The following is a 25,345-nucleotide window of genomic DNA, read 5'->3' on the forward strand; positions in this document are numbered from 1 at the left end:
GTGCGCACGAAGGCGTAGTTGTCGAGGATGTCGAGGATGCCGGCGACGGGGATGAGCACGTCGTCTTCGCTGATCTCGGGCTCGATCTCGTCGCCACCGGTCTGGCCGCGGCGCTTGCGGTCGCGGTAGCGGCTGCGGGCGCCGCGCTCCTCACCGGCGTCGCGGTTGGCGTCACGGTTCGAGTCGCGGCTGCCGTCGCGGTTCTGGTTGCCCTGACCGCGGTCGTCCTGCACGTCCTGCTTCGGCTCGGCCGCGCGTGCGCCGCCGTTCTGGGCGTTGCCGTTCTGGCCGTTCGCGTTCTGGCCGTTCTGGTTCTGGCCGCCGTTGCCGTTCTGGGCGCCGCCGTTCTGGCCGTTGCCGTTCTGGTTCTGGCCGCCGTTGCCCTGGTTGCCGGCGTCGGCGTTGTTCGAGCCACCGCGGTTGCGGCGGTTGCGGCCACGGCCACGGCCCTCGCGGGGCTCCGACTGCTCACCCTGCTCGTTCTGGCCCTGGTCGCCCTGGTCGCCACGGCCCTGGTCGTTTCGGCCCTGGTCGCCCCGGCCCTGCTCGTCCTGGCCCTGCTCGTCGGCCTGCTGGGGCTCGGCGGCGGGTGCGTCGGTCTGCTCGGGCGCGGAGGCCTCTGCACCGGCACCTGCACCCGCACGCTGAGCGGCGATGCGCTGCTCGCGGGTGGGCCGCTCACGACGGTTCGTGCGGCGCTCGGTGGGCTGGGAGGTGGGCTCGGCCTCTGTGCCGGCGTCGCTGCCGGTCTGGGACGAGGTCGCGGCCTCGGTGCCGGCCTCGGTGGAGGCGGTCGCCTCGGGCACGAGCGGCGCCTCGACGCCCTCGGTGTGGTTCACGTGGCCGCCGGCCGGAACGCGGTCGGTCGACACGCGCTCGGTGGTGACGCGGCGCGAACGGCGCTTGGGCGACACGGGGCCTTCGGGCAGATCGATGACGATCGGCTCCTTGGGCGCGCTGGCGGCGGGAGCCGAGCGCAGCAGCTCATCGGGCACGATCGGCCCGTCGAACAGTGCCGGCGCGGCGGGCTCGGGAGCGGGCTCGACCACGGCGGGCTCTGCCGCAGCGGGCTCGGCCGCAGCAGGCTCAGCGGCAGCGGGTGCCTCGAGGGTGATGGCCTCGGGAAGGGCCTCGACGGCGCCCTCCTGGACCTTGCGGATGGCCTCGACCAGCTCGCCCTTGCGGAGCTTGGAGGCTCCGGCCATGCCGAGCTGCGCGGCGATGGCCTGCAGCTCGGAGACCTTGAGGGTCGAGAGATCGGGGGTGGTGTTGACGTCAGTCACGGAGATTCGGTGTCCTTCCCCTGTCGGCTGAGAAGAGCCAGGCAGAGAACTGGCGGCGTGAGGGTGCACCTGGGCTGCGCATGTTCACGGCGGCGAACCACCGTGGTCGTGCGAGGAGCCGGATACGTTGCTGCACGCGGCAGTAATGAATTGGAAAGCGACCGGGACGGGATTCAGAGCCAGTAGGCTATTCGACTTCGTCCGGGTGCGTTATCACTGTAGCACCTTTGAAGTCCACGGCCAGAACGAGCGATCGCCAGGGTGTCGCGGCGCTCGCGGCCACCAATTCGGCGGCGGCGAGCCGCTGCCCGGGGTCGCTGCAGAGCACCAGGATGCTCGGGCCGGCTCCCGAGACGACGGCCGGGAAGCCCTCGGCGCGGAGCGCCTGGATGAGGCGGTCGGTCTCGGGCATCGCGCTCGCGCGGTAGCTCTGGTGCAGTTTGTCCTCGGTGGCCGCGAGCAGGAGCTCGGGGCTCTGGATGAGCGCGGCGATCAGGAGGGTCGAGCGCGAGACGTTGAAGATGGCGTCGGCGTGCGGCACCGATTCCGGCTGGAGGCTCCGGGCGAGCGCCGTCGACATCGTCTCCTCGGGCACGAGCACGAGCGGCGAGACACCGCGGTGCACGATGAGCTTCTTGAACTGCGGCCCTTCGGGGGTGACCCACGCGATCGTGAGCCCGCCGAACAGCGCGGGGGCCACGTTGTCCGGGTGCCCCTCGAGCTCGGTCGCGCGGGCGAGAAGACCGAGGGGATCGATCTCGACGATGCCCTCGAGCAGGCCCTTCGCGGCCATGACGCCCGAGACGATCGCGGCGCCGGAGGAGCCGAGGCCCCGCCCGTGCGGGATGACGTTCTTGGCGGTGAGGTGGAGACCCGGGAGCTCCTGGCCGTAGGCGGCGAAGGTGTGGGCGATCGCGCGCACCACGAGGTTGGTCTCGTCGGTGGGCACCTCGCCGGCGCCCACGCCCTCCACCTGCACGAACGCGCCGGACTCGTCCCGGACGGCGACGGTCAGCTCGTCGTAGATCGCGAGGGCGAGGCCGAGGGTGTCGAAGCCAGGACCGAGGTTGGCGGTGGTGCCCGGAACCCGGACGGTGACCGTCCGGCCCACGAGCGAGCCGTCGGCGAAGCTCACGAGGCCGCCTTCTGAAGGCCGAGCACTCCGGCGATCTCGGCGGCGTCGACCGACACGATCGTGGGCTTCACGTCGTCGCCGTCGGCGGTGCGGAGGGCCCACTGCGGGTCCTTGAGGCCGTGGCCCGTGACGGTGATCACGACGGTCGCGCCGGCGGGGATGACTCCGGCCTCGGAGCGCTCGAGGAGACCGGCGACGCCGATGGCCGAGGCGGGCTCGACGAAGATGCCGACCTCGGCCGAGAGCAGGCGGTGGGCGGCGAGGATGTGCTCGTCGGTGATGGCGCCGAAGTAGCCGTCGGTGGCCTCGCGGGCGGCGAGGGCGAGCTCCCACGAGGCGGGGTTGCCGATCCGGATGGCGCTCGCGATGGTGTCGGGGTTCTTGACCGGGTGGCCGAGCACGATCGGCGCGGAGCCGGCGGCCTGGAAGCCGAACATGCGGGGCAGCTTCGTGGTGACGCCGCGCTCGAGCTCCTCGGTGTAGCCGCGGGAGTACGCGGTGTAGTTGCCCGCGTTGCCGACGGGGAGCAGGTGGAAGTCGGGCGCATCCTGGAGCACCTCGACGACCTCGTAGGCCGCGGTCTTCTGACCGTTGATGCGGTCGGGGTTGACCGAGTTCACGAGGTGCACGGGGTAGTTCGCCGAGAGGTCGCGGGCGAGGTCGAGGCAGTCGTCGAAGTTGCCCTGCACCTGGATGAGCTCGGCGTTGTGCGCGATGGCCTGGCTGAGCTTGCCCATCGCGATCTTGCCCTCGGGCACGAGCACGGCGGCCGTGATGCCGGCGTGGGTGGCGTAGGCGGCGGCCGAGGCCGAGGTGTTGCCGGTGGAGGCGCAGATGACGGCCTTCGCGCCGTGCTCGACGGCCTTCGAGATGGCCATCGTCATGCCGCGGTCCTTGAAGGAGCCTGTGGGGTTCATGCCCTCGTACTTCACGTAGACCTTCGCGCCCGTGCGGGCCGAGAGGGCCGGTGCGGGGATGAGCGGCGTGCCGCCCTCGCCGAGGGTCACGATGGGAGTCGCAGCCGAGACGTCGAGTCGGTCGGCGTACTCGTGCAGCACGCCCCTCCACTGCCGTGAGGGAATGCCGCGGGAGGGGATGCTGGGGGTGCTGTCGGCCACTAGGGCGTGTCTCCTTCAACTCGTAGGACTGATTCCACCCGAACGACGGCGTCGTTCGCGGAAACAGCCGCCACCGTGGCCGAGAGGGCCGCGTCGGTGGCTTCGTGCGTGACAATCACAAGGGTAGCGGTGAGCGGCTCGTCGCCCGACCGCGACCCGTCGGCGGCGATGGGCGCGGTGGCGACCGTCTGCTGCACGGCCTCGACCGAGACGCCGTGCTCGCTGAACAGGCCGGCGATCTGCGCGAGCACGCCGGGCTTGTCGGTGACCACGAGCGTGAGCTGGTAGCGCGTGGTGACGGCGCCGATGCCGAGCACGGCGAGGTTGGCGTGGGTCGACTCACCCACGCCGGGGCCGCCGGCCACGTGGCGGCGGGCGGCCGACACGAGGTCGCCGAGCACCGCGGAGGCGGTCTCCACTCCCCCGGCGCCCGCACCGTAGAACATGAGGTCGCCCGCGGCCTCGGCCTGCACGAACACCGCGTTCTTCGCGTCGTGCACGGCGGCGAGCGGATGGCGGCGGCTGATCAGGGCGGGGTGCACGCGCGCCACGACGCCTTCGATGCCCGTCTCGGCATCCGTGAGCCGCTCGCAGATGGCGAGGAGCTTCACGACGTAGCCGGCCTTCTGCGCCGCGTCGACCTGCGCGGCGGTGACGGTCGTCATGCCCTCGCGGTGCACGGATTCCACGGGCACGGCCGTGTGGAAGGCGAGGCTCGCGAGGATGGCCGCCTTCTGCGCCGCGTCGAAGCCCTCGACGTCAGCGGTGGGGTCGGCCTCGGCGTAGCCCAGGTCGGTGGCGATGGCGAGGGCGTTCTCGAAGCTGTCGCCCTCGACGTCCATCCGGTCGAGGATGAAGTTCGTCGTGCCGTTGACGATGCCCATCACCCGCACCACGCGGTCCCCCGCGAGCGAGTCGCGGAGGGGCCGGATGATGGGGATGGCGCCGCCGGCAGCGGCCTCGTAGTAGAGCTGTGCGCCGACCTGGTCGGCCGCGGCGAAGAGCTCGGGGCCGTGGGTCGCGAGCAGGGCCTTGTTGCCGGTCACGACGTCGGCGCCGGAGGCGATCGCGAGGTGGATGTACTCGCGGGCAGGCTCGAGGCCGCCCATCAGCTCGATCACGATGTCGGCCGACCGGATGAGCGTGTGGGCGTCGGTCGTGAGCAGGTGGCGCGGGATGTCGAAGTCGCGGGGCGCATCGACGTCGCGCACGGCCACGCCCACGAGCTCGAGGCCCGCGCCCACGCGCGAGGCGAGCTCGTCGCCCTGCTCGAGCAGGAGTCGGGCCACCTGGCTGCCGACGGAGCCGGCGCCGAGGAGGGCGACTCGGAGGTTGCGGTACTCGATCTTCATCGTTCGTCTCCACGGGTGGTGGCATCGGTGCCGGCGTCTCGGGGGAAGGCCGCGTCGCGGGCCAGGAGGTCGTGCTCGGTCTCGCGGCGGATCAGCACGCGCGCCTCGCCGCCCCTCACGGCCACGACGGCCGGCCGGCCCAGGTAGTTGTAGTTGTTCGCGAGCGAGTGGCAGTAGGCGCCGGTCGCGGGCACCGCGAGCAGGTCGCCCGGCGTCACGTCGCCAGGGAGGTAGGCGGCGTTCACCACGATGTCACCGCTCTCGCAGTGCTTGCCGGCCACCCGCACGAGCGCCGGATCCGCCGCGCTTGAGCGGACGGCGATCCGCACCGTGTAGTCGGCGCCGTAGAGCGCGGGGCGCACGTTGTCGCTCATGCCGCCGTCGACGCTCACGTAGCGGCGCACGTGGTCGGTCGCTCCCCCGTCGACGCCCGGCACCTGCACGAGCACGTCCTTGATGGTGCCGACCTCGTAGAGCGTGACGCCGGCGGTCCCGATGATGGTGCGACCGGGCTCGAACGCGAGGGCGGGCACAGGGATGCCGAGTCGCTCGCACTCCGTCGCCACCGCGTCGGCGATGCCGTCGGCGAGCACCTCGATCTGCTCGGGGTCGTCGGCCTCGGTGTAGGCGATGCCGTAGCCGCCGCCGAGGTTGAGCCCAGGCACGTCGCCGCCCTCGAGCAGCTCCGCGTGCACCTCGAGCAGGCGCGCGGCCGACTCGCTGAAGCCGTCGACGCCGAAGATCTGCGAGCCGATGTGGCAGTGCAGGCCGAGGAACTCGAGCGAGGCGTGCGAGCGGATGGCGGCCGCGTACTCCACGGCCTGGTCGAGCCGCACGCCGAACTTCTGGTCTTCGTGCGCGGTGGCGAGGAAGTCGTGGGTGTGCGCGTGCACACCGCTGTTGACGCGGAGCCGCACCTTCTGCACGACCTCATGGCGAGCGGCTGCCGCAGCCACCCGCTCGATCTCGAGGGCGCTGTCGATCACGATCACGCCGACGCCGTTCTCGACCGCGCGCTCGATCTCGGCCACCGACTTGTTGTTGCCGTGCAGCCCCATGCGGGCGGGGTCGACGCCGGCGGCGAGGGCCACGGCCAGCTCGCCCCCGCTGCAGACGTCGATCGAGAGGCCGGCCTCGGCCATCCACCTCGCCACCTCGATGCTGAGGAACGCCTTGGCGGCGTAGTAGACGGTGGCGGTGGTGCCGATGCGGGCGGCGGCTGCGAAGAACGCGTCGCGCACCTCGACGGCGCGCTCCCGGGCCTCCTGCTCGTCGACCACGTAGAGGGGCGTGCCGAAGCGGCCGGCGAGCTCGGCGGCGGTGACACCGCCGATGGCGAGTGCTCCGCCGGGATCACGCACGGCGGTGCGCGGCCAGATGGGTGCGACGAGCGCGTTGGCGTCGGCCGGATGGCCGAGCCACGCGGGAGCGAGCGGGCTGGAGGTCATGGGTCAGATCCCTTAGCTGTGTCGGATGGCACAAGGGGCGAGCGGACCTGGCTTGGTCCCTGAAGCCGGCTCCGAGGTGTGGGCACTCGGATACACCGATCCTAGCGGGTCGGCGATCCTCCCGGGTCAGGGGCAGGTGCCGAAGGTGCTGAGGCTCTCGCCGTCGGCCACGAAGTCCTCGGCCGAGAGCTTCACCGTCGCCGTGCCGCCGTCGATCGCGATCTCGTCGATCTCGGCACCCACGGGCAGGTAGTTCGCCACGCACAGCGGGATGGGGCTGTCGGCGACCGTGCCGAGGAGCTCGTCGAGGTCGATGTCGAGGGAGCCGGCTCCCTGGCTGAGGGTGGCGGCGACCGGCACCACCGTGACCTCGGTGCCCGAGCCCTCGACCGTGCCCGTGACGGTGTAGCCGAGCGAGAAGCCGAACAGGCTCACCGTGCCGTCGAACGAGACCTGGCCGCCGTCGCCGAGCTTCAGCGTGGCGTCGCCGGGCAGCGTCGCCACCTCGTCGACCGCCGCCTGGTCGAGCGAGAGCGTGGCCTCGACGTCGTCGATCGGCTGCGAGAGATCTGTCGGCACACCGGTTGCGACCACGTGGGCCGAGAGCGGGATGCCGCTGGCCGTGATGGCGGGCGCGTCGAGGTCCACCCGGTCCAGCCGCCCCGTGATGACCTGGGCGAGGAAGGAGGTGCCGCCGATGGTGACGTCGATGTCGCCCTCGACGTTCTCGGGCAGCTGCGACGAGATCTCGTCGGCGGCCCGGCCCTCGGCGTAGGAGCGGAGGGCGATGTCGGCGATCACGACCGCCACGACCAGCAGCACGAGCACACCCAGGAGCACCCAGGGCCAGCGCTTGGCACGACGCTTCGGGGGCTGGGCGGGGCTCGGCTCGTAGGGCAGGGTCGGCGCGGTGCTCATGCCGTCATCCTCCCATGGAGGCTCTGACTGCACTGCTCAAGGCCGGGCCGGCCCCGTCACATCCGGTCGGGTGCGGAGACGCCGATGAGGTCGAGGCCGTTGCGGATGACCTGGCCCGTCGCGTCGTTCAGCCACAGCCGCGTGCTGTGCACGGGCGCGATCTCCTCGTCGCCGAACGGAAGCACCCGGGTGGCGTCGTACCAGCGGTGGAAGTGTCCGGCGAGCTCCTCGAGGTAGCGGGCCACGCGGTGCGGCTCCCGGAGCTCGGCCGAGTGCGCCACGATGCGCGGGAACTCCTGCAGGGCACCGATCAGCGCCGTCTCGGTGGGGTGCACGAGCAGCCCGGGCTCGAAGGCGTCGCGGGTGACCCCGGCCGCCTCGGCGTTGCGGGCCACCGAGCGGGTGCGGGCGTGCGCGTACTGCACGTAGAACACCGGGTTGTCGTTGGAGCGCGAGCGGAGCTGCTCGCCGTCGAGCGAGAGCGGCGAGTCGGCCGGGTAGCGGGCCAGCCAGTAGCGCAGGGCGTCGGCACCGAGCCAGGAGAGCAGGTCGTCGAGCTCGATGATGTTGCCGGCGCGCTTGGAGAGCTTGGCGCCGTTGAGGTTGACGAGCTGGCCGATCAGCACGCTGAGGCTCACCGAGGGGTCGTCTCCGGCCGCCGCGGCCAGGGCCCTGAGGCGCCCGACGTAGCCGTGGTGGTCGGCCCCCAGCAGGTAGATCTTCTCGGCGAAGCCGCGATCCTTCTTGCTGAGGTAGTAGGCGGCGTCGGCCGCGAAGTAGGTGACCACCCCGTTGCCGCGGGTGAGCACGCGGTCCTTGTCGTCGCCGAAGTCGGTCGTGCGCACCCAGACGGCGTCGTCGGCCTCGAACACGTGGCCCTGGGCGCGCAGGCGCTCCTCGGCGTCGTCGATGGCCGTGCGGCCGGTCTCCGCATCCGGAGCGTGCAGTGTCTGCTCGGAGAAGAAGACGTCGAAGTGCACGCGGAAGCTCTCGAGCGACTGCTTGATCTCGGCCAGCTGGTACCCGTAGGCGAGGTCGCGGGCGATCGCGACGGCCTCGTCCTGCGGCTTGTCGAGCAGGTCGGGCACGGCCGCGAGCACGCGCTGGGCGAGGGTCTGGATGTAGGGCCCCGGGTAGCCCTTCTCGGGGGTCGGCTCGCCCTTGGCGGCGGCGAGCACCGAGAGGCCGAACACGTCCATCTGGCTGCCGGCGTCGTTGATGTAGTACTCGGTCGTGACCTCGGCTCCGGATGCCTTGAGCACCCGGGCGATCGAGTCGCCGAGCGCGGCCCACCTGGTGTGGCCGATGTGCAGCGGGCCGGTCGGGTTGGCGGAGACGAACTCCATGTTGATGACGTGGCCGGCGAGCACCGAGTTGTGGCCGTAGGCGTCGCCCGCCTCGACGACCGAGCGCGCGATCTCGCCCGCGGCCGCCGTGTCGAGCCGGATGTTGATGAAGCCGGGGCCCGCCACCTCGACCGAGGCGACGCCGTCGACGGCCTCGAGCTCCGGCACGAGCTCGAGCGCGAACTCGCGCGGATTGCGGCCGAGCCGCTTGGCGAGCTTCATGGCGATGTTCGAGGCCCAGTCGCCGTGGTCGCGGTTGCGCGGGCGCTCCACGGCCGTGTCGGCCGCCGTGATCGTGACGCCCTCGGCGCCGGCGAGGTGAGGGCTCACGATGGTGAGCAGAGCGGCGGAGAGGGCTTCAGGAGTCACGGCCAACAATCCTACCGTTCAGCCGAGCTGCACCAGGTCGCGCACGTCGTCGGTGGGCAGCTCGTCGACGACCGCGCCGACCTCGAGGCGGTCGAGCCGCAGGAAGCCGCCGTTGTTGGTGAGGAACGCCGTGTCGGAGGCGTCGCGACCGGTCGCGATGCGCACGAGGCTCTGCCGGGGTGCGAGGGTCGTGGCGTCGACGACATACCAGGCGCCGTCGATGTAGGCCTCAGCGACCGCGTGGAAGTCCATCGGCGACAGCCCGGGCGCGTAGACGGAGGCGAGCCGCGCGGGCACGTCGAGCGCCCTGAGCAGGGCGATCACGAGGTGCGCGTAGTCGCGGCAGACGCCCTGGCGGAGCAGGAGGGTCTGCACCGCGCCGTCGGTGGGGGCGCTCGAGCCGGGCACGTAGCTGAGCTCGGAGCCCACCCAGGAGCTCACGGCCTCGAGCAGGTCGCGGCCGTGCAGGCCGTGGAACTCCGCCACCGCGGTGGGCAGCAGCGTGTCGGACTCGCAGTAGCGGCTCGGCCGGAGGTAGCGGATGAGGTCCATCGGATCGACCGGTGCGGGTGCGGCACGCCCCTCGAGCTCGGCCTCGTACCGCACGGCCAGGGTGCCTGCCGGCACGTCGAACGTGTGCAGGCGCGTGCCGTGGGAGTCGAGCACCTCCTGGGCGGTGACGAGGTCGTCGCCCACCCGGAACTCCAGGAGCTCCCGATGCGGGGCGACGCCCTCGGCGACGGCGACGGAGAAGACGACCGTGGTGGCCTTGTCGACGGTGGCCTCGATGGAGGCGAAGACTGTGCGCAGCATGATCCCGATCCTGACACGGCCGAGCACCGGTCGGTGACCGGACGGCCGCCGAGATCCTGCTAACCTTGACGAGCACCCCGGGCCCCCATAGCTCAGGGGATAGAGCGTCTGCCTCCGGAGCAGAAGGCCGTAGGTTCAAATCCTACTGGGGGCACCATTCTTCTCCACCGTTCCGCGTCGCTCCACTACACTGTGGCCGATACACCGAGGCCCACGCGGACCACCCATCCGCGTGACCAGGCATTCCGTCGATGGAGAAGGACCCGCTCATGCCCGCTGTCGAGACCTACCGCGCCCACAACATGTGGCACAACCGGATGCAGGGCGAGGAGATCGATCTCTCGTCCCACGTCATCCGCACCCAGGCGATCGCTGAGGGCCGCACCTGGGCCCGCACCCGGCAGTGCGACCACATCGTGCTGAAGGCCGACGGCACGATCGAGTCGATCACGCCGTTCGCCAAGGCGACGCCGGTCTAGACCAGGCGGACGAAGTAGTACGAGCCCCAGAGGCCGTTGGCGTGGGTCACGTAGCGGCCCCAGTTGGGCGAGTGGATGACGCCGCCGTGGCCGTCGTAGATGCCGATGTGCGATCCCGGCCAGACCACGAGGTCGCCGGGCGCCGCATCCTGGGCCGACACACGGACGCCCATGGCCGCCTGACGGCTCACGAGCCGGGGCAGCTGGATGCCGAACTGGCCGTAGACGTACTGCGTGAGACCGTCGCAGCCGAAGCTGTCGCTCGGGTCGGCACCGTAGCCGTAGGGCACGACGCCCACGAACTGCTCGGCGTAGTCGACGACGGCCTGGCCGCTGTAGGACTGCGAGGGCGGCGCGACGTTGACGGGGGCGGGCGGTGCCGGTGCGGGCGCGGGGGCGGACCCGCCGCCGCCGCCTCCGCCGCTGCCGCCACCGCCTGAACCGGAGTTGCCTGCGTCGTCGGCGGCCTGGCGCTGGCGCTCGGCCTCGGCGGCCGCTTCGGCGCGAGCCTGCTCCTCGGCGAGCTGGCGCTCCCTCTCGACTCGCACACCCTCGTTGAACTGCTCGGTGGTGAGGGCGGTGTTCTGCGTGAGGGCGTTCAGCTGCACGGTGAGCTCGGCCTCGTGCGCCTCCTGCTCGAGTAGTGCGCCCTGCACCTCGGCCTGCGCGTCGCGCGCCGACTGCAGCGAGGCGGCTGCTGCTGCGGCGAGCCTCTCGAGCCGCTGCTTCGCCACGACGGCCTGCTTGCTCAGCGAGTCGGCCGTGTTGGCATCCTGCTCGGCCTGGTCGAACACCGTCTTGCTGGTCTCGCTGAGCTTCGACATGGCGCCGAGCTGGTAGAGCAGGTCGTCGCTGTCTTCTCCCGAGACCATGAGCTGCGAGGTGAGGTCGTTGCCTGCACTGCGGGCGAACTGCGCGGCCAGGGAGGCGGCGCGCTTGCTCGAGGTCGTGGCCTGGGCCTCCGCCTCGGTGGCCTGCGCCGCGAGGCCGTCGGCCTTCCGCTGGCCCGCGGCGAGGGCGTTCTGAGCCGACTGATCGGCCTGCCATGCGGTGTCGGCCACGGCCTGAGCCGCTTCGACCTTGGTCTGAAGGCCCGCGATGAGACCCTCGATCTCGGCGATCTGGGTGGCTTTGGCGTTCTCGCTCTGCTGCGCGGCGACCACGTCGTCCCAGCTCGGGTAGTCGGTGGCCATGGCGGGCGAGGCCACGAGCAGCGTGGCGGCGAGCACCCCGGCGGAGATCAGCGCGCACGGACCGGCCAGTCGGCGCGGAGCGCGGAAGGCGGATGATTCGGTGCGGCGCATGGGTCTCCCCCGGTGATCGGATCTGCTGATCGTGAACACTCTCGTCACACGAGTCACAGCAACAACATCGACCACAGTAGCAACACGCCGGGCATCATGACAGCCCGAATCCTGCCGGAGGGGTTATAAGCGCCGCGCCTCAGGCGGCGAGAGCGGTCGCGCGCGCGACCGACGAGAGGATCGAGACGAACTGGCCCTCGGCCGCCCGCACGTCCTCGGGGTGCCACTGCACGCCCACGATCGGCAGCCGCTCGTGCTCGACGGCCTCGATGACCCCGTCGGCCGCGGTGGCGGCGATCCGGAGACCCGAGCCGAGCCGGTCGACGGCCTGGTGGTGGGCGCTGCGGGTGGCCACCCGTCGCCCGAGACGAGCGGCGAGCACGGATCCGGCGCGCAGCTCGACGTCGTGATCGCTCATCACGCGGTGCACCGGCACGCTCTCGTGGCGGTGCGACGAGTCGTCGCCGAGATCCTGCACGAGCGTGCCGCCGAGCGCGACGTTGATGATCTGGTGGCCCCGGCAGATCCCGACGAGCGGGGTGGAGCGCTCGACCGCGCGGCGCACGAGGGCGAGCTGCGCCTCGTCGGCGTGCTCGAGGTGCAGTCCCTCGCGGGCGTAGCCGCGGGCGGCGCCGTAGTACTCGGGCGCGATGTCCTCGCCGCCCAGCACCACGAGGGCATCGGATGCGTCGGTGCGCCTGAGCACGCCGTGCTCGCCCTCCGCGGCCGCCTCGACCACGTCGACCTCCCAGCCCGCGCGGGCGGCGTCTCGAACGGCGCGCTGGAGCAGGAGCTTCGAGTAGGCACCGTACTCGGGCGCGTAGGGCCGCTCGCGCGTCACGACGACGACGCTGAGACGGGTTCCGGTGGGCACGGGACCATCCTTCCGGCCCGACGCCACCTGCGCATCCGCCCGCGTCATGAAGAGAAACATGGCGACGACACCCCACCCCCTCCTAGAATCTGGGCAATGAGAGTCCCGCACCGCACCCGCCGAGCGGCTACTCGCCGCCCGCTGTCCATCGTCTTCGCCGCAGCCGCCGCCGCCACGGCCCTGCTCGTCGTCCCCGGGGCGCTGCTCGCTCCCCCGGCGGCGCACGCCGGAGATCCCGTCTCGTTCGACGGCCGCTACGTCGTCGACGAGGCCGGGGTGCTCGGCTCCGACGAGGGCGAGGTGCAGGATGCCGTGCAGAAGCTCGCCACCGAGCAGGGCGTCAATCTCTTCGTGGTCTACACCGACAGCTTCGAGAACCCGTCCGACCGCGGGGCCTGGACCGACGAGGTCGCCTCGATCAACCAGTTCGGCACCAACGACGTGCTGCTCGCGGTGGCGGTCGACGATCGCCTCTACCAGCTCTCGGTCGACGGCGGATTCGCGCTCGACGACGAGCAGCTCGAGCGGATCGAGACCGACGACATCATCCCGGCGCTCCGTGTGGACGACTGGGCCGGCGCGGCCGTGGCCGCAGCCGGTGGGATCGATCGCGAGCTCGGCGGATCCGGGGGCGAGGGCACCGTGACGCCCGGAGGCATCCCCGCGGCGGTCTTCTGGGTCGTCGCGCTGGTCGTGATCGTGCTCGTCGCCGCCCTGGTGATCGCCCTCGTAGTGCGTCGTCGCCGCAGGATCGACTCGTCGGTCTCGGCCCAGGCGGCCGAGGCCGGGCCGACCCTGAAGGAGCTCGAGCAGCGCGTGGGCGCCGTGCTCGTCGACCTCGACGACGCCGTCACCTCGAGCGAGGAGGAGCTCGGCTTCGCCGTGGCCCAGTTCGGCACCGAGGCCACCGCCACCTACACCCAGGTGCTCGCCGCCGTGAAGACGAAGCGCAGCGAGGCCTTCGCGCTCAAGCAGCGCCTCGACGACGCCGAGCCCGACACCGACGAGGAGCGCCGCACCTGGTCGGAGCAGATCATCGCGATGTGCGACGAGGCCTCCGACGAGCTCGACGCCCAAGTCGACTCGTTCGCCGCGCTCCGCGAGGTCGAGCGCGATCCGCTCTCCGCCCACACCGCGGCCGCCGCCGAGCTCGCGGCGCTCTCGACCGAGACCACCGAGGCGAAGACCAGGGCCGCGCGGCTCTCCGAGCGCTACGACGCCCACGCGCTGCAGTCGCTCGACGGCAGCGTGCCGCAGCTCGAGAGCCTCCGCGTGCTCGCCGAGAACGAGCTCGCCGCGGCCCGCACCGAGATCGACGCGGGGAAATCCGCGGAGGCCGCCCTCGGCATCCGCGCCGCCCGCCAGGCCGTGGGCCAGTCGCGCACGATCGTGACGGCCATCGCCGCGCTCGAGTCCGAGCTCGACCAGGCCGCGGGCACCCTCGCCGCGGTCGTCGCCGACGCCGAACGCGACATCGCCGAGGCCGCGCGCCTGCAGGCGGCGGGCCAGGCCCAGCCCCAGCTCGCCTCCCTCGCTCAGACCGTGAGCGTCGAGCTCGAGCGCTCGCGCGGCATCGGTGCCCGCGATCCGCTCACCGCCCGGGCTTCGCTCGAGGCCGCCGACGCACCCCTCGACGCCGCCCTCGCCTCCGTGCGCGACGAGCAGGAGCGTGCCGCGCGCCTCATCGTGCAGCGCGACCGCGCCATCGCCACCGCCCAGAACGAGGTCGGCCAGGCGCAGAGCTTCCTGCAGACCAGGCGAGGCGCGGTGGGCCCGGATGCGCGCACGCGGCTCTCCGAGGCCCAGCGCCACCTCGACCAGTCGCTCGCGCTCGCGACCACCGATCCCGAGGCGTCGCTCCGCGAGGCCACGACGGCGTCGCAGCTCGCCAGCAGGGCGACCGCGACGGCCCGGCTCGACGTGTCGAGCACGCTCGACAACTACAACAACTACGGCAGTTCGTACGACGGCGGCGGGCGCGGCGACGACAGCTTCCAGGGCGGCCTGCTCGGGGGCATCCTCGGCGGCCTCCTCGGAGGCGACAGCGGCGGCAGCAGCTGGTCGAGCGGGTCCAGCGGCGGCTGGGGCGGCGGAAGCCGCGGCGGCGGCTACAGCAGCCGCTCGTCGAGCCGGCGCAGCTCGAGCTCGAGCTCCGGCTCGCGTCGTTCCAGCGGCGGCCGCTCCTCCGGCCGACGCGGCGGCGGCGGCCGCTTCTGACCCTCGCGGTGACGACCGCCCTCCACTCCATTTCCTGAACCAGAACAGAAGGAGAACACGATGTCCAACAAGCAGTCGATCTTCGGCCGCATCGCGCAGCTCGCGAAGGCCAACATCAACGCCCTCATCGACCAGGCCGAGGATCCGCAGCTCATGCTCGACCAGCTCGTGCGCGACTACACCTCCAACATCGCCGACGCCGAGAGCGCGATCGCCCAGACCATCGGCAACCTCCGCCTGCTCGAGGACGACCACCGCGAAGACGTGGCCGCCGCCGCCGACTGGGGTCGCAAGGCCCTCGCCGCGAGCACCAAGGCCGACGAGTTCCGCGCTGCGGGTAACGCGGCCGACGCCGACAAGTTCGACGCCCTGGCGAAGGTGGCTCTCACCCGCCAGCTGCAGTCCGAGAACGAGGCGAAGGATGCCGAGCCCTCGATCGCGTCGCAGACCGAGTCGGTCGAGAAGCTCAAGTCGGGTCTCGCCGCCATGAAGGAGAAGCTCAACCAGCTGAAGAACCGCCGCGACAGCCTCGTGGCCCGCGCCAAGACCGCCGAGGCCCAGGGCAAGGTGCAGGATGCGCTGAAGAACATCAACGTGCTCGACCCCACGAGCGACCTCGGCCGCTTTGAGGACAAGATCCGCCGCGAGGAGGCGCGCGTGCGCGGCCAGGAGGAGCTCAACGCCTCGAGCCTCGACTCCCAGTTCGAGAGCCTCGAGGACCTCGGCGAGCTCACCGAGGTCGAGGCCCGGCTCGCGGCCCTCAAAGCGGGCTCCGGCCAGAAGACCGTCACCGACGGCCAGTAGCCGGCGGTGAGCGCGCACTTCGTCGTCGTCCCGGCCTGGCAGGGCTCGGGCTCCAGCCGCGCCATGCGGCTGATCGACGGCGCCGACGCGATCCGGGGCGACCTGCCGGCGGCCTCCACCACGGTGGTGGAGGTGCCGGCGGGGGCCGGCGACGCTCTCGGCACGGGGGTGCACCGCTACTCCTCGATCGCGCAGATCGCGGATTCGCTCGTGGCAGCCCTCGAGGCGCTGCCGGCGACGGACGCCCTCCCGATCACCGTGGGCGGCGACTGCGGAGTCGAGTTCGCGGCGATCCGGCACGCCCTCTCCCGCCATCCCGGCACCGTCGTCGTGTGGTTCGACGCGCATCCGGATCTCAACACGCCCGAGTCGTCGCCGTCCGGGGCGTTCCACGGCATGGTCGTGCGCACGCTCCTCGGCGGCGGCCCCGCCGAGCTCGCTCCCGCGCCCCTGCTCGAGCCCGGCCGGCTCGTGCTCGCGGGCACGAGGTCGCTCGACGACGCCGAGGCCGACCACGTCGCCGAGGCGGGGATCGTGCTGCTGCCGCCCGCCAGGCTAGCGACCCCGGAGGCGCTCGTGGCCGCGGTGCGGGCCACCGGGGCGACCTCGGTCTACCTGCACGTCGACCTCGATGTGCTCGACCCCGCCGAGATCACCGGGGTGGCGTTCCCGGAGCCGTTCGGCGTGCGCGTCGCCGAGCTCACCGAGGCGATCCGGGCGGTGCGCGCGGAGTTCGAGGTCGTGGGCGCCGGCATCACCGAGTTCGCCCCCGCAGACCCGTCGGCGGCGGTCGACGACCTGCCCGCCATCTTGCGCATCGTCTCAGCTCTCGTACGCTGAGGTACCGGAACAGGAGCCCACATGAGCAGCGAATACGACGTCATCGTCATCGGAGCCGGGGCGGTGGGCGAGAACGTCGCCGACCGGGCCGTGCAGGGCGGGCTCACCGTCGCCCTCGTGGAGGCGGAGCTCGTGGGCGGAGAGTGCTCGTACTGGGCCTGCATGCCCTCGAAGGCCCTTCTGCGCAGCGGCGAGGCCGTGCGCGCGGCCCAGCGGGTGGGCGGCGCCTCGGCCGCCGTCACGGGCGACCTCGACGTGCAGGCCGTGCTGAAGCGGCGCGACTCGTTCACGAGCGAGTGGAACGACTCCGGCCAGGTCGAGTGGGTGCAGGGCGCCGGCATCGAACTCGTGCGGGGGCACGCCGTGTTCACCGGGCCCAGGGAACTGCGGGTCACCGCGGAGAGCGGCGCCGAGAGCATCCTGCGCGCCCGCCACGCCGTCGTGGTCTGCACGGGCTCGACGGCCCTGCTGCCGGATGTCCCCGGCCTCGCCGACGCGGCGCCCTGGACGAGCCGCGAGGCCACGAGCGCGCAGACGATCCCCGCCCGCCTCACGATCGTGGGCGGAGGTGTCGTGGCGGCCGAGATGGCCACGGCCTACGCCACCCTCGGAGCCGCCGTCGACCTCGTCTCGCGCGGCACCCTGCTCGCCGGGCAGGAGCCCTTCGCGGGAGAGATCGTCGCCACCTCGCTCGAGGGTCTCGGCGTGACGCTGCACCTCGGTCACTCCCCCGCCTCGGTCGATCGCGGCGCCGACGGCGTCGTGCGCACGACGCTCGACGACGGCACGGTGCTCGAGGCCGAGGAGATCCTCGTGGCCACGGGGCGGCTCCCCCGCACGGGCGACCTCGGGCTCGAGGCCATCGGGCTCACGCCGGGCGACTGGCTCGACACCGACGACAGCCTGCGGGTGCTCGGCCCCGACGGAAAGCCCTTCGACGGCGGCTGGCTCTACGCCACCGGCGACGTGAACCACCGCGCGCTGCTCACTCACCAGGGCAAGTACCAGGCGCGCGCGGCAGGCGATGCGATCGCGGCCCGGGCCGCCGGCGACGAGATCCACGACGCCCCGTGGGGGCGGCACGCCGCCACGGCCGACCACCGCTCGGTGCCGCAGGTGACGTTCACGGATCCGCCCGTGGCGTCGGTCGGCCTCACCGCCAAGGCCGCGGAGGAGGCCGGTCTCCGCACCAGGGTCGTCGACTACGAGATCGGCAGTGTCGCCGGTGCGAGCGTGCACAGCGACGGCTACACCGGCACGGCCCGCATGGTCGTCGACGAGGACCGCCAGGTGATCGTGGGCGTGACCTTCGTGGGGCCCGACGTGCAGGAGCTGCTGCACTCCGCCACGGTGGCCGTGGTGGGCGAGGTGCCGCTCTCGCGGCTCTGGCACGCCGTGCCCTCCTACCCCACCATCAGCGAGGTGTGGCTGCGCCTCCTCGAGGGCTACGGCCGGCAGAGCGCCTGATGGAGCGCGTGCGAGCCGTGCTCTACGCCGCTCCCGTGGCGCGGGCGGGCTACCTCTACGCCACGGGGGTCGGCCTCGTGCTCGGCACCCTGTTCGGCACCGGTCCGCTCCGCCGCGTCGACGGCCTGTTCGTGGCCACCGGGATGCCGCGCTGGGCCTTCCGGAAGGGCGGCACGTGCGTGGGCGGGGTCTACCTCACCGACACGAACGACGCCCCCCACGTGCTCCGGCACGAGGCCGTGCACCGGCAGCAGTGGAAGCAGTACGGGATGGTGTTCCCCCTGCTCTACGCCCTGGCCGGCGCGAATCCGCTCACGAACCACTTCGAGATCGAGGCGGGACTCGAGGACGGCAACTACCTGCCGCGTCGCTAGGGCAGGTCTCCGAGGCCCGGCCCCACGAACCCTAGCGCTCGAGGAGAGCGGCGTCGCCCGTGAACCAGACGCACATCTCGTCGCCGTCGAGCTCGGCGTCGCCGGTCGACATCTCGCCCATCCAGGCCGAGACGGCGCGCTGCACGGCCTGACCCGGAGCGCAGGCGAGGCCCGAGCCCATCGGGCCGGTGCGCACGTCGCGCGGAAGCCAGGTGACGGTCACGCGCTCGGGAGTGGCGATCGGGTCGATGTCGGAGGCGCTCGGCACCTCGACGAACACCTGGCCGCGGGCCTTCTCACCGAGGAGGGCGACGACGGTGCGGATCGACTCGAGGTCGGTTTCGGTGCCGGCGATGAGCACGCGGCCGGTGGCGCGGGAGACGTCGGTGGCGTCGGAGGCGATCGTGAACATTGGAGTCAGTATAGGCATACCTAACTTAGGATTGCCACACCTCAGGATGCACGTGCTCCCAGCGCAGCCGGCGCTCCAGCTGACGGCCCAGGGAGAGCAGCGTCGCCTCCCCTCCCGGGCGCCCGATCAGCTGCGCGCCCATCGGCAGTCCATCGGCCGTGCGGTGCACGGGAAGGGTGATGGCGGGCAGCCCGCTCACGTTCACGAACGAGGTGAAGGGCGAGTACAGCACCTGCTGCACGAAGTTCTGCTCGCCGTCCTCCCGGTCGTACCAGCCCACCGGCCGCGGCGTCAGCGCGAGGGTGGGCGTGAGCACGGCGTCGAAGCGGTCGAACTGCCGGATGACCGAGCGCTCGAACGCGCTGAGGGTCGCCAGGGCCGCGGCCAGCTGCGTCGCCGGCACCTCCCGACCGCGGTGCATGAGCCAGCGTGTGAGGGGTTCGAGCAGATGCTCGGTGGAGTCGTCGGCGGGGAGGAGCGAGGCGCCCACCTGCCAGATGGTGCGGAAGGCCCCCGGGTACTCGGGAGCGGGCTCGAGCGAGAACTCCTCCATGCCGTGGCCGAGCTCGACGAGACCGTCGCGGGCCACCGCGAGGGCGGCCACGGCCTCGGGCGCGACCGGGATCTCACGCTCGGTCTGCCAGGGCGAGTCGCTCGTGACGCCGATCTGGAACCGGCCCTCGCCCCGCACGGCCGCACCGAGGTACGGTCCGTCGTCGTACTCGGGGGCCCGTAGCGTGAAGTGGTGCCGGATGCGGCCGCCGCGCCTCGCGATCATCCCGTCCAGGAGCAGCGCGGCATCCGTGACCGAGCGGGCGAGCGGGCCGGCCACGCTGAGCCCCGCGAGGGAGTCGACGCCCGAGAGCGCGGGAACCAGGCCGCGGCTGGGCTTCAGCCCCACGAGGCCGCACGCGGCGGCGGGGATGCGGACGGAGCCGCCGCCGTCCGAGCCCGGCGCGAACGGGAGCAGCCCCGCGGCCACGGCCACCGCGGCTCCCCCGCTCGATCCGCCGGGGCCCAGGTCGGTGTCGTAGGGGTTCCGGGCCGGCGGCGCCACGAGGCTCTCGGTGTAGCTCGACAGCCCGAACTCGGGCGTCGCGGTCTTGCCGAGGCCGACCGTGCCCGCCGCGTCGAGCTGCTCCACGATCTCGTCGCTCTTCTCCGGAACGAACTGCTCGAACAGCCGGGAGCCGAAGGTCGTGCGCACCCCCGCGCGTCGCGCCAGGTCCTTGTCGGCCGCGGGCAGGCCCCAGAGCGGCGCCGTGCGGTCGTCGGAGGCCTCCAGCGCGCGTGCCCGCTCGCGCGCCCGCTCGGCGGTGACCGTGTGGAACGCCCCGAGCTCACCGTCCAGGCGCTCGATCCTGGCGAGATAGTGGTCGGTGACCTCGAGCACACCGAGGTCGCCGCGCTGCAGCAGGCGATACTGCTCGAGGGCGCTGAGGTCGTGGATCTCCCCGGTCATGCTCTCGTCCCGCCCCCTACTTCAGCGACTTCTGCAGCAGCACCGTGCCGAGCCAGTGCCCGAACTTGAAGCCCACCCGGCCGAGCCGCCCGACCTCCTTGAAGCCGAAGCCCTCGTGCAGCCGGATGGAGGCCTCCGCACCCTGATCGGCGATCACCGCGAGCATCTCCTTGATGCCGGCCTGCTTCGAGCGGTCGATGAGCTCCTTCAGCAGCGCCTTGCCGAGGCCCTTGCCGGTGGCGGCAGGGCCGAGGTAGATCGAGTTCTCGACCGTGCGGCGATAGGCGGCCTTCTGCTTCCAAGCCGAGACGTAGGCGAAGCCGAGCAGGGTGCCGGCGGGAGACACGGCCACGAGGAAGGGGTAGTCGAACTTGCGGGTCCAGGCGAACTTCTGCCGCCACTCCTTGAGGGTCATCGCGTCCTCGTCGAATGTGACCACGGTGTTGGCGACGTAGTGGTTGTAGATCTCGCGCACGTACGGCAGATCGGTCTCGACCGCGTCGCGGAGGGAGAACTCGAACGGCACCTCGAGCGGCGGCTTCTCGGTGGGGGCCGGCCGGAGCTTCCTCGGCAGCGTGCGGCGCGGCTGGTACTCCTCTTCCAACATCCGTTCAGCCTACGCGCCAGTCCACGGGATCCGCGCCCTGCTCGGCCAGCAGCGCATTCGCGCGACTGAACGGCTTCGACCCGAAGAAGCCGCGCCTGGCCGACAGCGGGCTCGGATGCGCCGAGACGATCGAGGGCACGTCGCCGAGCAGCGGCACCAGCCCCGCGGCGTCGCGCCCCCAGAGGACGGCGACGAGCGGACCGCCGCGGGCGGCGAGGACCTCGATGGCGTGGCCCGTGACCTCCTCCCAGCCCTTGCCGCGGTGCGAGCCCGCGAGGCCCGGGGTCACGGTCAGCACGCGGTTCAGCAGCATCACGCCGTGCGCGCCCCAGGCCGAGAGGTCGCCGTGGGCGGCGGGCGGGATGCCGAGGTCGTCGTCGAGCTCGCGGTAGATGTTGCCGAGGCTCCGCGGCACGGGCCGCACGTCGCGGGCGGTCGCGAACGACAGCCCGATCGGGTGCCCCGGGGTCGGGTACGGATCCTGCCCCACGATGAGCACCCGCACGCCCGCGAGCGGGGCACGGAAGGCCCGCAGCACGTGCTCCCCGGCCGGGAGGTAGCCGCGGCCGGCGGCGTTCTCGGCGCGGAGGAAGTCGCCGAGCGCCGCGATCCGATCGCCGACGGGGGCGAGCGCCTCGGCCCAGCCGGGGTCTACGGCACCCGAGCGCGCGAGCTCGGGCAGCGACAGGGGTGGCACGGTGACGGGTCGGCTCAGGAGGCGCCGGCCGTGGAGACGCGCACGCTTCCGGAGTCGGGCGTGATCTTCCAGACCGAGCCTCGGCCGAGCACCTGGAGCGGGCCCTCGCCGATCACGAGGGCGGTGTGCTCGTCGATGGCGACTCCCCCGTCGACCACGCCGGCCTCCGTGGCCGCGATGAGGCGCGAGACCGAGCCCCACTGCGCGGCGTGCACGTCGACCGCGAGGTCGATCAGCCCGATGCCGGGAGCCACGGTGAGCTGCTCGAGGTCTTCGGCCGCCTCCTCGGTGCCGATCTCGACCGTGTCGATCTTCCAGCCGCCCACCACGGCCTTCTCGGCCGCGATCGCGGCGCCCGCGGAGAAGCCGAGGTAGGGCACCCCGGAGGCCACGAGTCGCCGGAGCTCGCCGAACGAGGGCTCGAGCGAGGCGCGGTAGGCCGGCGTCAGGCCGCCCCAGACGACGATGCCGTCGACATCCGCGAACGACGCGGGTTCGATGGGCGACCCCTCGGGCGCCAGCACGGCGACCGCGTCGATCTTGCCCAGGTGCTCGAACGCGGTCACGAGCTCGGCGAACCGCTCGGGGCCGTCGCCGTCGCGCACGAGCACGATCGCGAGCCGCGCGCCCTCGAGCTTGCCGGCCGCCTCGGCGCGGGCGGTGAGCTCGTCGAAGAACGGGCGGTAGACCGCGCCGTCGTCCTCCATCGGCCAGCCGCCGCCCACGAGGTGGATGCTCATGAGGCGCTCACGGGCGGGTGCGCCGACCACGGGAACACGATCCAGCGGTCGGTCGTCTTCCAGTGGAAGTCGGGGGCGATCACGGAGCGGGGCTTGATGAAGAGGGTGGCCGACTTCACGGTGATGTCGACCTTCTCGAGCAGCTCCACCACGAGGGCGAGGGTGCGGCCCGAGTCGGCGACGTCGTCGACAAGCAGCACGTTCTTGCCGATCAGCGGCTCGTTGTCGAGCAGGGGCGGCAGGATGATGGGCTCGGGGAGCGTCTCCTCCACGTCCGAGTAGAACTCCACGTTGAGGCTGCCGCAGCTCTTCACCCCGAGCGCGTAGGCGAGGGCACCGCCGGGGATGAGCCCGCCGCGGGCGATGGCGATCACGAAATCGGGTTCGAAGCCGGACTCCACGATGTCCTGCGCGAGGGCGCGGGAGGCCTCGCCGAACTCGAGCCAGCCGAGCACCTCCCGTTCCGGTGTCGCGGTGTCCTGGAGGTCTACGCTCGGTTCCATGCAGGTCAGGCTACCGGACGCGTCGCGCTCCGCGATCGGGGTCACCGCCTCGCTCATCGGGTTCCTCTTCCTCGTCGAGATCACGAGCGGCATCATCCAGGGCTTCTACGTGCCGCTGATCCCGGATCTGGTCGAGCACCTCGGCATCCGCGATGCCGACTTCAACTGGTTCGAGGCGGCGCAGCTGCTGCTCTCGGCGATCGTGGTACCCGTGCTCGCGAAGCTCGGCGACATGGTCGGCCACAAGCGCATCCTGCTCATCTCGACGGTGCTCACGGCGGCCGCGAGCTGGTGGCTGGTCGTGGCGGGCGACTTCACGTCGTTCCTCATCGCGTGGGCCCTGCAGGGCTTCTACGTGGTGTGGCTGCCGCTCGAGGTGGCGCTGATCTTCGACCGCGGCCGCCGCACCGGCCGGGCCGCGTCGCAGACCAGGCGGGCGGCGGGCCTGCTCGTGGTCGCGCTCGAGGCCGGCGCCATCATCGGTGCGCTCTCGAGCGGACAGATCTTCTCGGCGGTGGGCGAGAACGTGCCGCTCACGATGATGCTCCCGGCCGTGGCCGTGACGCTCGTGTTCTTCGCCATCCTCTTCGGGGTGCCCGAGTCGACGCCGAGCCCCGGGCGGCGGCTCGACCTGGTGGGGTTCACCATCCTCACCCTCGGCCTCCTGCTCGTCACCAGCGGGCTCACGTTCCTCCGCATCAACGGGCCGGAGACCTGGTGGGTCTGGGCGCTCATCGCCGTGGGCGGGCTGTCGTTCCTGCCGTTCGGCGCCTACGAGCTCCGGCAGAAGGATCCGGCCATCGACATCCGGATGCTCGCGAAACCGCAGATGTGGCCCGTGCAGCTCACCGCGGGCCTCGTGGGGATCAGCCTGCTCGGCGCACAGGCGCCGCTGGCCACCTTCGCGGGCACCGATCCGGTCAACGGCTACGGGCTCGGCCTCCCGGCGTCGTCGATCTCGTACCTGATCGGCGCCTACCTGATCTCGATGATCGTCGGCGCCCTGCTCTTCCCGCTCGTCTCGCAGCGCACGAGTCCGCGCGCGGCGATGATCGTGGCGACCGTGCTCGTGGCCGTCGGCTACGGGCTGTTCCTGCCCTTCCACACCGAGACCTGGCAGGTGTTCGCGAACATGGCGATCGCGGGCCTCGGATCGGGTGCCCTCGTGGGAGCCCTCCCCGCGGCCGCCGCGGCCGCAGCCCCCGTGGGGCGCACGGGCATCGCGGCGGGTCTCACGAACACCACCAAGACGATCGGCGGATCGTTCGCCTCGGCGGTGTTCGCCCTCGTGCTGCTGCACGGCGCCGCCTCCGCCGTGACCGCGACGGCCTCGAGCCTCAGCGGCTACCTCGTGGTCTGGTCGATCTGCGCGGGCGGCGCACTCGTGGCCGCCGTGCTCCTCTTCTTCGTGCCGAAGCTCGCCTTCGCCGACCCGGAGGTCACTCCTTGACCTTCAGCTCCCCGCGGGCCACCTTGTAGGGAGCCGACTGCGCGACGGGCTTGATCACCACGAGGTCCAGGCTGATGTGCGGGGGCAGCTCGAGCATCGAGACCATGGTGGCGGCCACGTCGTCGGCGCTCAGTGGATCGGGGACGTTGGCGTAGACCGAGTCGGCACGATCCTGGTCGCCCTTGAAGCGGTTGAGCGAGAACTCCTCGGTGTGCACCATGCCGGGCGCGATCTCGAGCACGCGGATCGGCTCGCCCGAGAGCTCGAGGCGCAGCACGTCGAGCATGGCGTGCTCGGCGAACTTGGCGGCGTTGTAGCCTCCACCGCCCTCGTAGGGCGTGTGGCCCGCGATCGAGGTGACCGTGAGGATGTCGGCCGAGCCGCCGGGCTCGACCGACGCCCGCAGGAGCGGCAGGAGGGCCTGGGTGACCTGCTGCACGGCGATGACGTTGATCTCGTACATCCACCGCCAGTCGTCGGCGGAGCCGCCCTCGACCGGGTCGAGCCCCATCGCACCGCCGGCGTTGTTGACGAGGGTCGACACGCCTCCGGTGGCCTCGAGGAGATCGCGGAGGGCCACGATGTCCTCCGGCTTCGTGAGGTCGGCCACGAAGTACGACGCGCCCGTCTCCTCGGCGAGCTGCTTGAGGCGGTCCTCGCGGCGGGCGACACCCACCACGTCCCACCCGTGCGCGCGCAGCAACCGCACGGTCGCCGCCCCGATCCCCGAACTGGCCCCTGTGACAACCGCGCGCTTCATCCTCAGTCCTTCCGTGGCCGGGACCGTCCCGGCCCCATCGACACCATCAAAGGTAGTCTGGAACCGTGCCGCCCCCAGCTCAGCGGGTTCCGCTCTGGGACAACGCCCGATTCGTCGCCATCACCCTCGTGGTGGCCGGGCACGCCATCCTGAAGCTCATCTCGGAGTCCGACGTCTCCTACGGCGTCTACCTCTTCATCTACGCCTTCCACGTGCCCGTGTTCGTGGCCGTGGCCGGCTACTTCGCGAAGTCGGACGCGCCAGGCCCCAAGCAGCTGAAGCGCCTCGTCACCGATCTCGTGCTGCCCTACCTGATCTTCGAGGCGATCTGGACCGGCATCCACTGGATCCTCGACGGCCGGCCGCGGATCGACTTCGTGAGCCCGTCGTGGACCCTGTGGTTCCTGCTCGCGCTCATCCTGTGGCGGGTCGTGCTGCCCTACCTGGCCCTCCTGCGTTTCCCGCTTCTGATCTCGGTGGTCGTCTCGGTCGCGAGCGGCTACCTCCCCGCCCTCGGCGGCGTGCTCGCCCTCGACCGGGCCCTCGGACTGCTGCCGTTCTTCGTGCTCGGCT

25 protein-coding genes and 1 tRNA gene are annotated in these 25,345 nt (G+C 71.9%); 9 read left to right on the forward strand and 17 right to left on the reverse strand.

Translation table 11 applies throughout. The annotated features are described in order from the left end of the window. The 8 genes from Q0D57_RS13340 to Q0D57_RS13375 form a co-directional block, all read right to left on the reverse strand. The coding region (locus tag Q0D57_RS13340; RefSeq protein ID WP_291044774.1) for a Rho termination factor N-terminal domain-containing protein at positions 1–1,283 on the reverse strand (1,283 nt) is incomplete at its 3' end. Between the two features lie 187 nt (positions 1,284–1,470). Further along, the gene (gene thrB, locus Q0D57_RS13345; RefSeq protein ID WP_291044776.1) at positions 1,471–2,418 is read right to left on the reverse strand and encodes a homoserine kinase; all 948 of its coding nucleotides are present in this window, start codon (positions 2,416–2,418) and stop codon (positions 1,471–1,473) included. Further along, complete coding sequence (gene thrC / locus Q0D57_RS13350; RefSeq protein ID WP_291044778.1) at positions 2,415–3,536, reverse strand: threonine synthase; 1,122 nt, start codon at positions 3,534–3,536, stop codon at positions 2,415–2,417. The genes thrB and thrC overlap by 4 nt, the downstream gene beginning before the upstream one ends. Further along, positions 3,536–4,888, reverse strand: a complete 1,353-nt coding sequence (locus Q0D57_RS13355; protein ID WP_291044780.1) for a homoserine dehydrogenase — start codon at positions 4,886–4,888, stop codon at positions 3,536–3,538. Before Q0D57_RS13355 ends, thrC begins: the two co-directional genes overlap by 1 nt. After that, positions 4,885–6,336 carry a diaminopimelate decarboxylase gene (gene lysA / locus Q0D57_RS13360; protein ID WP_291044783.1) on the reverse strand — a complete coding sequence of 484 codons (1,452 nt, stop codon included), beginning with the start codon at positions 6,334–6,336 and terminating at the stop codon, positions 4,885–4,887. The genes Q0D57_RS13355 and lysA overlap by 4 nt, the downstream gene beginning before the upstream one ends. Positions 6,337–6,462: 126 nt before the next feature. Beyond that, on the reverse strand, positions 6,463–7,254 hold the full coding sequence (locus Q0D57_RS13365; protein WP_291044786.1) for a DUF2993 domain-containing protein: 792 nt from the start codon (positions 7,252–7,254) through the stop codon (positions 6,463–6,465). Positions 7,255–7,310: 56 nt separating this feature from the next. Beyond that, positions 7,311–8,969: an arginine--tRNA ligase gene (gene argS, locus Q0D57_RS13370; RefSeq protein WP_291044789.1), complete on the reverse strand. Its 1,659-nt coding sequence runs from the start codon at positions 8,967–8,969 to the stop codon at positions 7,311–7,313. Between the two features lie 18 nt (positions 8,970–8,987). Next, on the reverse strand, positions 8,988–9,782 hold the full coding sequence (locus Q0D57_RS13375) for a transglutaminase family protein (protein WP_291044792.1): 795 nt from the start codon (positions 9,780–9,782) through the stop codon (positions 8,988–8,990). A gap of 81 nt (positions 9,783–9,863) precedes the next feature. Here Q0D57_RS13375 and Q0D57_RS13380 point away from each other — a divergent pair. Both Q0D57_RS13380 and Q0D57_RS13385 read left to right on the forward strand, forming a co-directional pair. Continuing rightward, positions 9,864–9,939: transfer RNA gene (locus Q0D57_RS13380), tRNA-Arg, on the forward strand. Between the two features lie 112 nt (positions 9,940–10,051). After that, the gene (locus tag Q0D57_RS13385; protein ID WP_291044795.1) at positions 10,052–10,261 is read left to right on the forward strand and encodes a hypothetical protein; all 210 of its coding nucleotides are present in this window, start codon (positions 10,052–10,054) and stop codon (positions 10,259–10,261) included. On the opposite strand, the gene Q0D57_RS13390 is transcribed toward Q0D57_RS13385, so the two are convergent. Both Q0D57_RS13390 and Q0D57_RS13395 read right to left on the reverse strand, forming a co-directional pair. Further along, complete coding sequence (locus tag Q0D57_RS13390) at positions 10,258–11,565, reverse strand: NlpC/P60 family protein (RefSeq protein WP_291044798.1); 1,308 nt, start codon at positions 11,563–11,565, stop codon at positions 10,258–10,260. The genes Q0D57_RS13385 and Q0D57_RS13390 overlap by 4 nt on opposite strands. A 139-nt stretch (positions 11,566–11,704) precedes the next feature. Then, on the reverse strand, positions 11,705–12,439 hold the full coding sequence (locus Q0D57_RS13395) for a gamma-glutamyl-gamma-aminobutyrate hydrolase family protein (RefSeq protein ID WP_291044801.1): 735 nt from the start codon (positions 12,437–12,439) through the stop codon (positions 11,705–11,707). Positions 12,440–12,535: 96 nt separating this feature from the next. Here Q0D57_RS13395 and Q0D57_RS13400 point away from each other — a divergent pair, with 96 nt between their 5' ends. From Q0D57_RS13400 to Q0D57_RS13420, 5 genes are read left to right on the forward strand one after another with little or no spacing between them, the layout of a single operon-like run. Beyond that, positions 12,536–14,656: a TPM domain-containing protein gene (locus tag Q0D57_RS13400; RefSeq protein ID WP_291044804.1), complete on the forward strand. Its 2,121-nt coding sequence runs from the start codon at positions 12,536–12,538 to the stop codon at positions 14,654–14,656. 60 nt (positions 14,657–14,716) lie between these two features. Further along, positions 14,717–15,460 carry a PspA/IM30 family protein gene (locus tag Q0D57_RS13405; protein WP_291044813.1) on the forward strand — a complete coding sequence of 248 codons (744 nt, stop codon included), beginning with the start codon at positions 14,717–14,719 and terminating at the stop codon, positions 15,458–15,460. Between the two features lie 6 nt (positions 15,461–15,466). Continuing rightward, on the forward strand, positions 15,467–16,300 hold the full coding sequence (locus tag Q0D57_RS13410) for an arginase family protein (protein WP_291044815.1): 834 nt from the start codon (positions 15,467–15,469) through the stop codon (positions 16,298–16,300). A 21-nt stretch (positions 16,301–16,321) separates the two neighbouring features. After that, on the forward strand, positions 16,322–17,767 hold the full coding sequence (locus Q0D57_RS13415; RefSeq protein ID WP_291044817.1) for an NAD(P)/FAD-dependent oxidoreductase: 1,446 nt from the start codon (positions 16,322–16,324) through the stop codon (positions 17,765–17,767). Then, positions 17,767–18,141: a Fe-S oxidoreductase gene (locus tag Q0D57_RS13420; protein ID WP_291044820.1), complete on the forward strand. Its 375-nt coding sequence runs from the start codon at positions 17,767–17,769 to the stop codon at positions 18,139–18,141. Before Q0D57_RS13415 ends, Q0D57_RS13420 begins: the two co-directional genes overlap by 1 nt. 31 nt (positions 18,142–18,172) lie before the next feature. Here the strand turns inward: Q0D57_RS13420 and Q0D57_RS13425 are convergent, their stop codons facing one another. The 6 genes from Q0D57_RS13425 to Q0D57_RS13450 are packed head-to-tail and all read right to left on the reverse strand — an operon-like array spanning position 18,173 to position 22,562. Beyond that, positions 18,173–18,553, reverse strand: a complete 381-nt coding sequence (locus Q0D57_RS13425) for an SIP domain-containing protein (protein WP_291044822.1) — start codon at positions 18,551–18,553, stop codon at positions 18,173–18,175. Between the two features lie 25 nt (positions 18,554–18,578). Further along, entirely contained in the window at positions 18,579–20,015 is a 1,437-nt protein-coding gene (locus Q0D57_RS13430; RefSeq protein WP_291044825.1) for an amidase, read from the reverse strand. Between the two features lie 16 nt (positions 20,016–20,031). Further along, positions 20,032–20,622, reverse strand: a complete 591-nt coding sequence (locus tag Q0D57_RS13435) for a GNAT family N-acetyltransferase (RefSeq protein ID WP_291044827.1) — start codon at positions 20,620–20,622, stop codon at positions 20,032–20,034. A gap of 4 nt (positions 20,623–20,626) precedes the next feature. Next, positions 20,627–21,319 carry a uracil-DNA glycosylase gene (locus tag Q0D57_RS13440; RefSeq protein WP_291044830.1) on the reverse strand — a complete coding sequence of 231 codons (693 nt, stop codon included), beginning with the start codon at positions 21,317–21,319 and terminating at the stop codon, positions 20,627–20,629. Positions 21,320–21,333: 14 nt separating this feature from the next. After that, positions 21,334–22,089, reverse strand: coding sequence for a peptidase S51 (locus Q0D57_RS13445; RefSeq protein WP_291044833.1), 756 nt, complete (start codon positions 22,087–22,089; stop codon positions 21,334–21,336). Continuing rightward, positions 22,056–22,562 carry a phosphoribosyltransferase gene (locus Q0D57_RS13450; protein WP_259527418.1) on the reverse strand — a complete coding sequence of 169 codons (507 nt, stop codon included), beginning with the start codon at positions 22,560–22,562 and terminating at the stop codon, positions 22,056–22,058. Before Q0D57_RS13450 ends, Q0D57_RS13445 begins: the two co-directional genes overlap by 34 nt. Here Q0D57_RS13450 and Q0D57_RS13455 point away from each other — a divergent pair. Then, positions 22,561–24,012: an MFS transporter gene (locus tag Q0D57_RS13455; protein WP_291044840.1), complete on the forward strand. Its 1,452-nt coding sequence runs from the start codon at positions 22,561–22,563 to the stop codon at positions 24,010–24,012. The two genes, Q0D57_RS13450 and Q0D57_RS13455, sit on opposite strands and share 2 nt — an antisense overlap. Here the strand turns inward: Q0D57_RS13455 and Q0D57_RS13460 are convergent. Further along, positions 24,002–24,772 carry an SDR family oxidoreductase gene (locus tag Q0D57_RS13460; protein ID WP_291044843.1) on the reverse strand — a complete coding sequence of 257 codons (771 nt, stop codon included), beginning with the start codon at positions 24,770–24,772 and terminating at the stop codon, positions 24,002–24,004. The two genes, Q0D57_RS13455 and Q0D57_RS13460, sit on opposite strands and share 11 nt — an antisense overlap. A gap of 65 nt (positions 24,773–24,837) precedes the next feature. Between Q0D57_RS13460 and Q0D57_RS13465 the strand changes: the two genes are divergently transcribed. Beyond that, positions 24,838–25,345: acyltransferase family protein (locus tag Q0D57_RS13465; RefSeq protein ID WP_291044846.1), on the forward strand; the 508-nt coding region annotated here is incomplete at its 3' end.

This window comes from Herbiconiux sp., from assembly GCF_023264895.1.
Lineage (GTDB): Bacteria > Actinomycetota > Actinomycetes > Actinomycetales > Microbacteriaceae > Herbiconiux.

What these genes read in the sequence shown, in the direction of transcription:
- Q0D57_RS13355 (WP_291044780.1), bottom strand. Translation starts at nt 4,888, where the DNA reads ATGAAGATCGAGTACCGCAACCTCCGAGTCGCCCTCCTCGGCGCCGGC.
- lysA (WP_291044783.1), bottom strand. Translation starts at nt 6,336, where the DNA reads ATGACCTCCAGCCCGCTCGCTCCCGCGTGGCTCGGCCATCCGGCCGAC.
- Q0D57_RS13365 (WP_291044786.1), bottom strand. Translation starts at nt 7,254, where the DNA reads ATGAGCACCGCGCCGACCCTGCCCTACGAGCCGAGCCCCGCCCAGCCC.
- Q0D57_RS13375 (WP_291044792.1), bottom strand. Translation starts at nt 9,782, where the DNA reads ATGCTGCGCACAGTCTTCGCCTCCATCGAGGCCACCGTCGACAAGGCC.
- Q0D57_RS13385 (WP_291044795.1), top strand. Translation starts at nt 10,052, where the DNA reads ATGCCCGCTGTCGAGACCTACCGCGCCCACAACATGTGGCACAACCGG.
- Q0D57_RS13390 (WP_291044798.1), bottom strand. Translation starts at nt 11,565, where the DNA reads ATGCGCCGCACCGAATCATCCGCCTTCCGCGCTCCGCGCCGACTGGCC.
- Q0D57_RS13400 (WP_291044804.1), top strand. Translation starts at nt 12,536, where the DNA reads ATGAGAGTCCCGCACCGCACCCGCCGAGCGGCTACTCGCCGCCCGCTG.
- Q0D57_RS13405 (WP_291044813.1), top strand. Translation starts at nt 14,717, where the DNA reads ATGTCCAACAAGCAGTCGATCTTCGGCCGCATCGCGCAGCTCGCGAAG.
- Q0D57_RS13415 (WP_291044817.1), top strand. Translation starts at nt 16,322, where the DNA reads ATGAGCAGCGAATACGACGTCATCGTCATCGGAGCCGGGGCGGTGGGC.
- Q0D57_RS13420 (WP_291044820.1), top strand. Translation starts at nt 17,767, where the DNA reads ATGGAGCGCGTGCGAGCCGTGCTCTACGCCGCTCCCGTGGCGCGGGCG.
- Q0D57_RS13425 (WP_291044822.1), bottom strand. Translation starts at nt 18,553, where the DNA reads ATGTTCACGATCGCCTCCGACGCCACCGACGTCTCCCGCGCCACCGGC.
- Q0D57_RS13430 (WP_291044825.1), bottom strand. Translation starts at nt 20,015, where the DNA reads ATGACCGGGGAGATCCACGACCTCAGCGCCCTCGAGCAGTATCGCCTG.
- Q0D57_RS13435 (WP_291044827.1), bottom strand. Translation starts at nt 20,622, where the DNA reads ATGTTGGAAGAGGAGTACCAGCCGCGCCGCACGCTGCCGAGGAAGCTC.
- Q0D57_RS13455 (WP_291044840.1), top strand. Translation starts at nt 22,561, where the DNA reads ATGCAGGTCAGGCTACCGGACGCGTCGCGCTCCGCGATCGGGGTCACC.
- Q0D57_RS13450 (WP_259527418.1), bottom strand. Translation starts at nt 22,562, where the DNA reads ATGGAACCGAGCGTAGACCTCCAGGACACCGCGACACCGGAACGGGAG.
- Q0D57_RS13460 (WP_291044843.1), bottom strand. Translation starts at nt 24,772, where the DNA reads ATGAAGCGCGCGGTTGTCACAGGGGCCAGTTCGGGGATCGGGGCGGCG.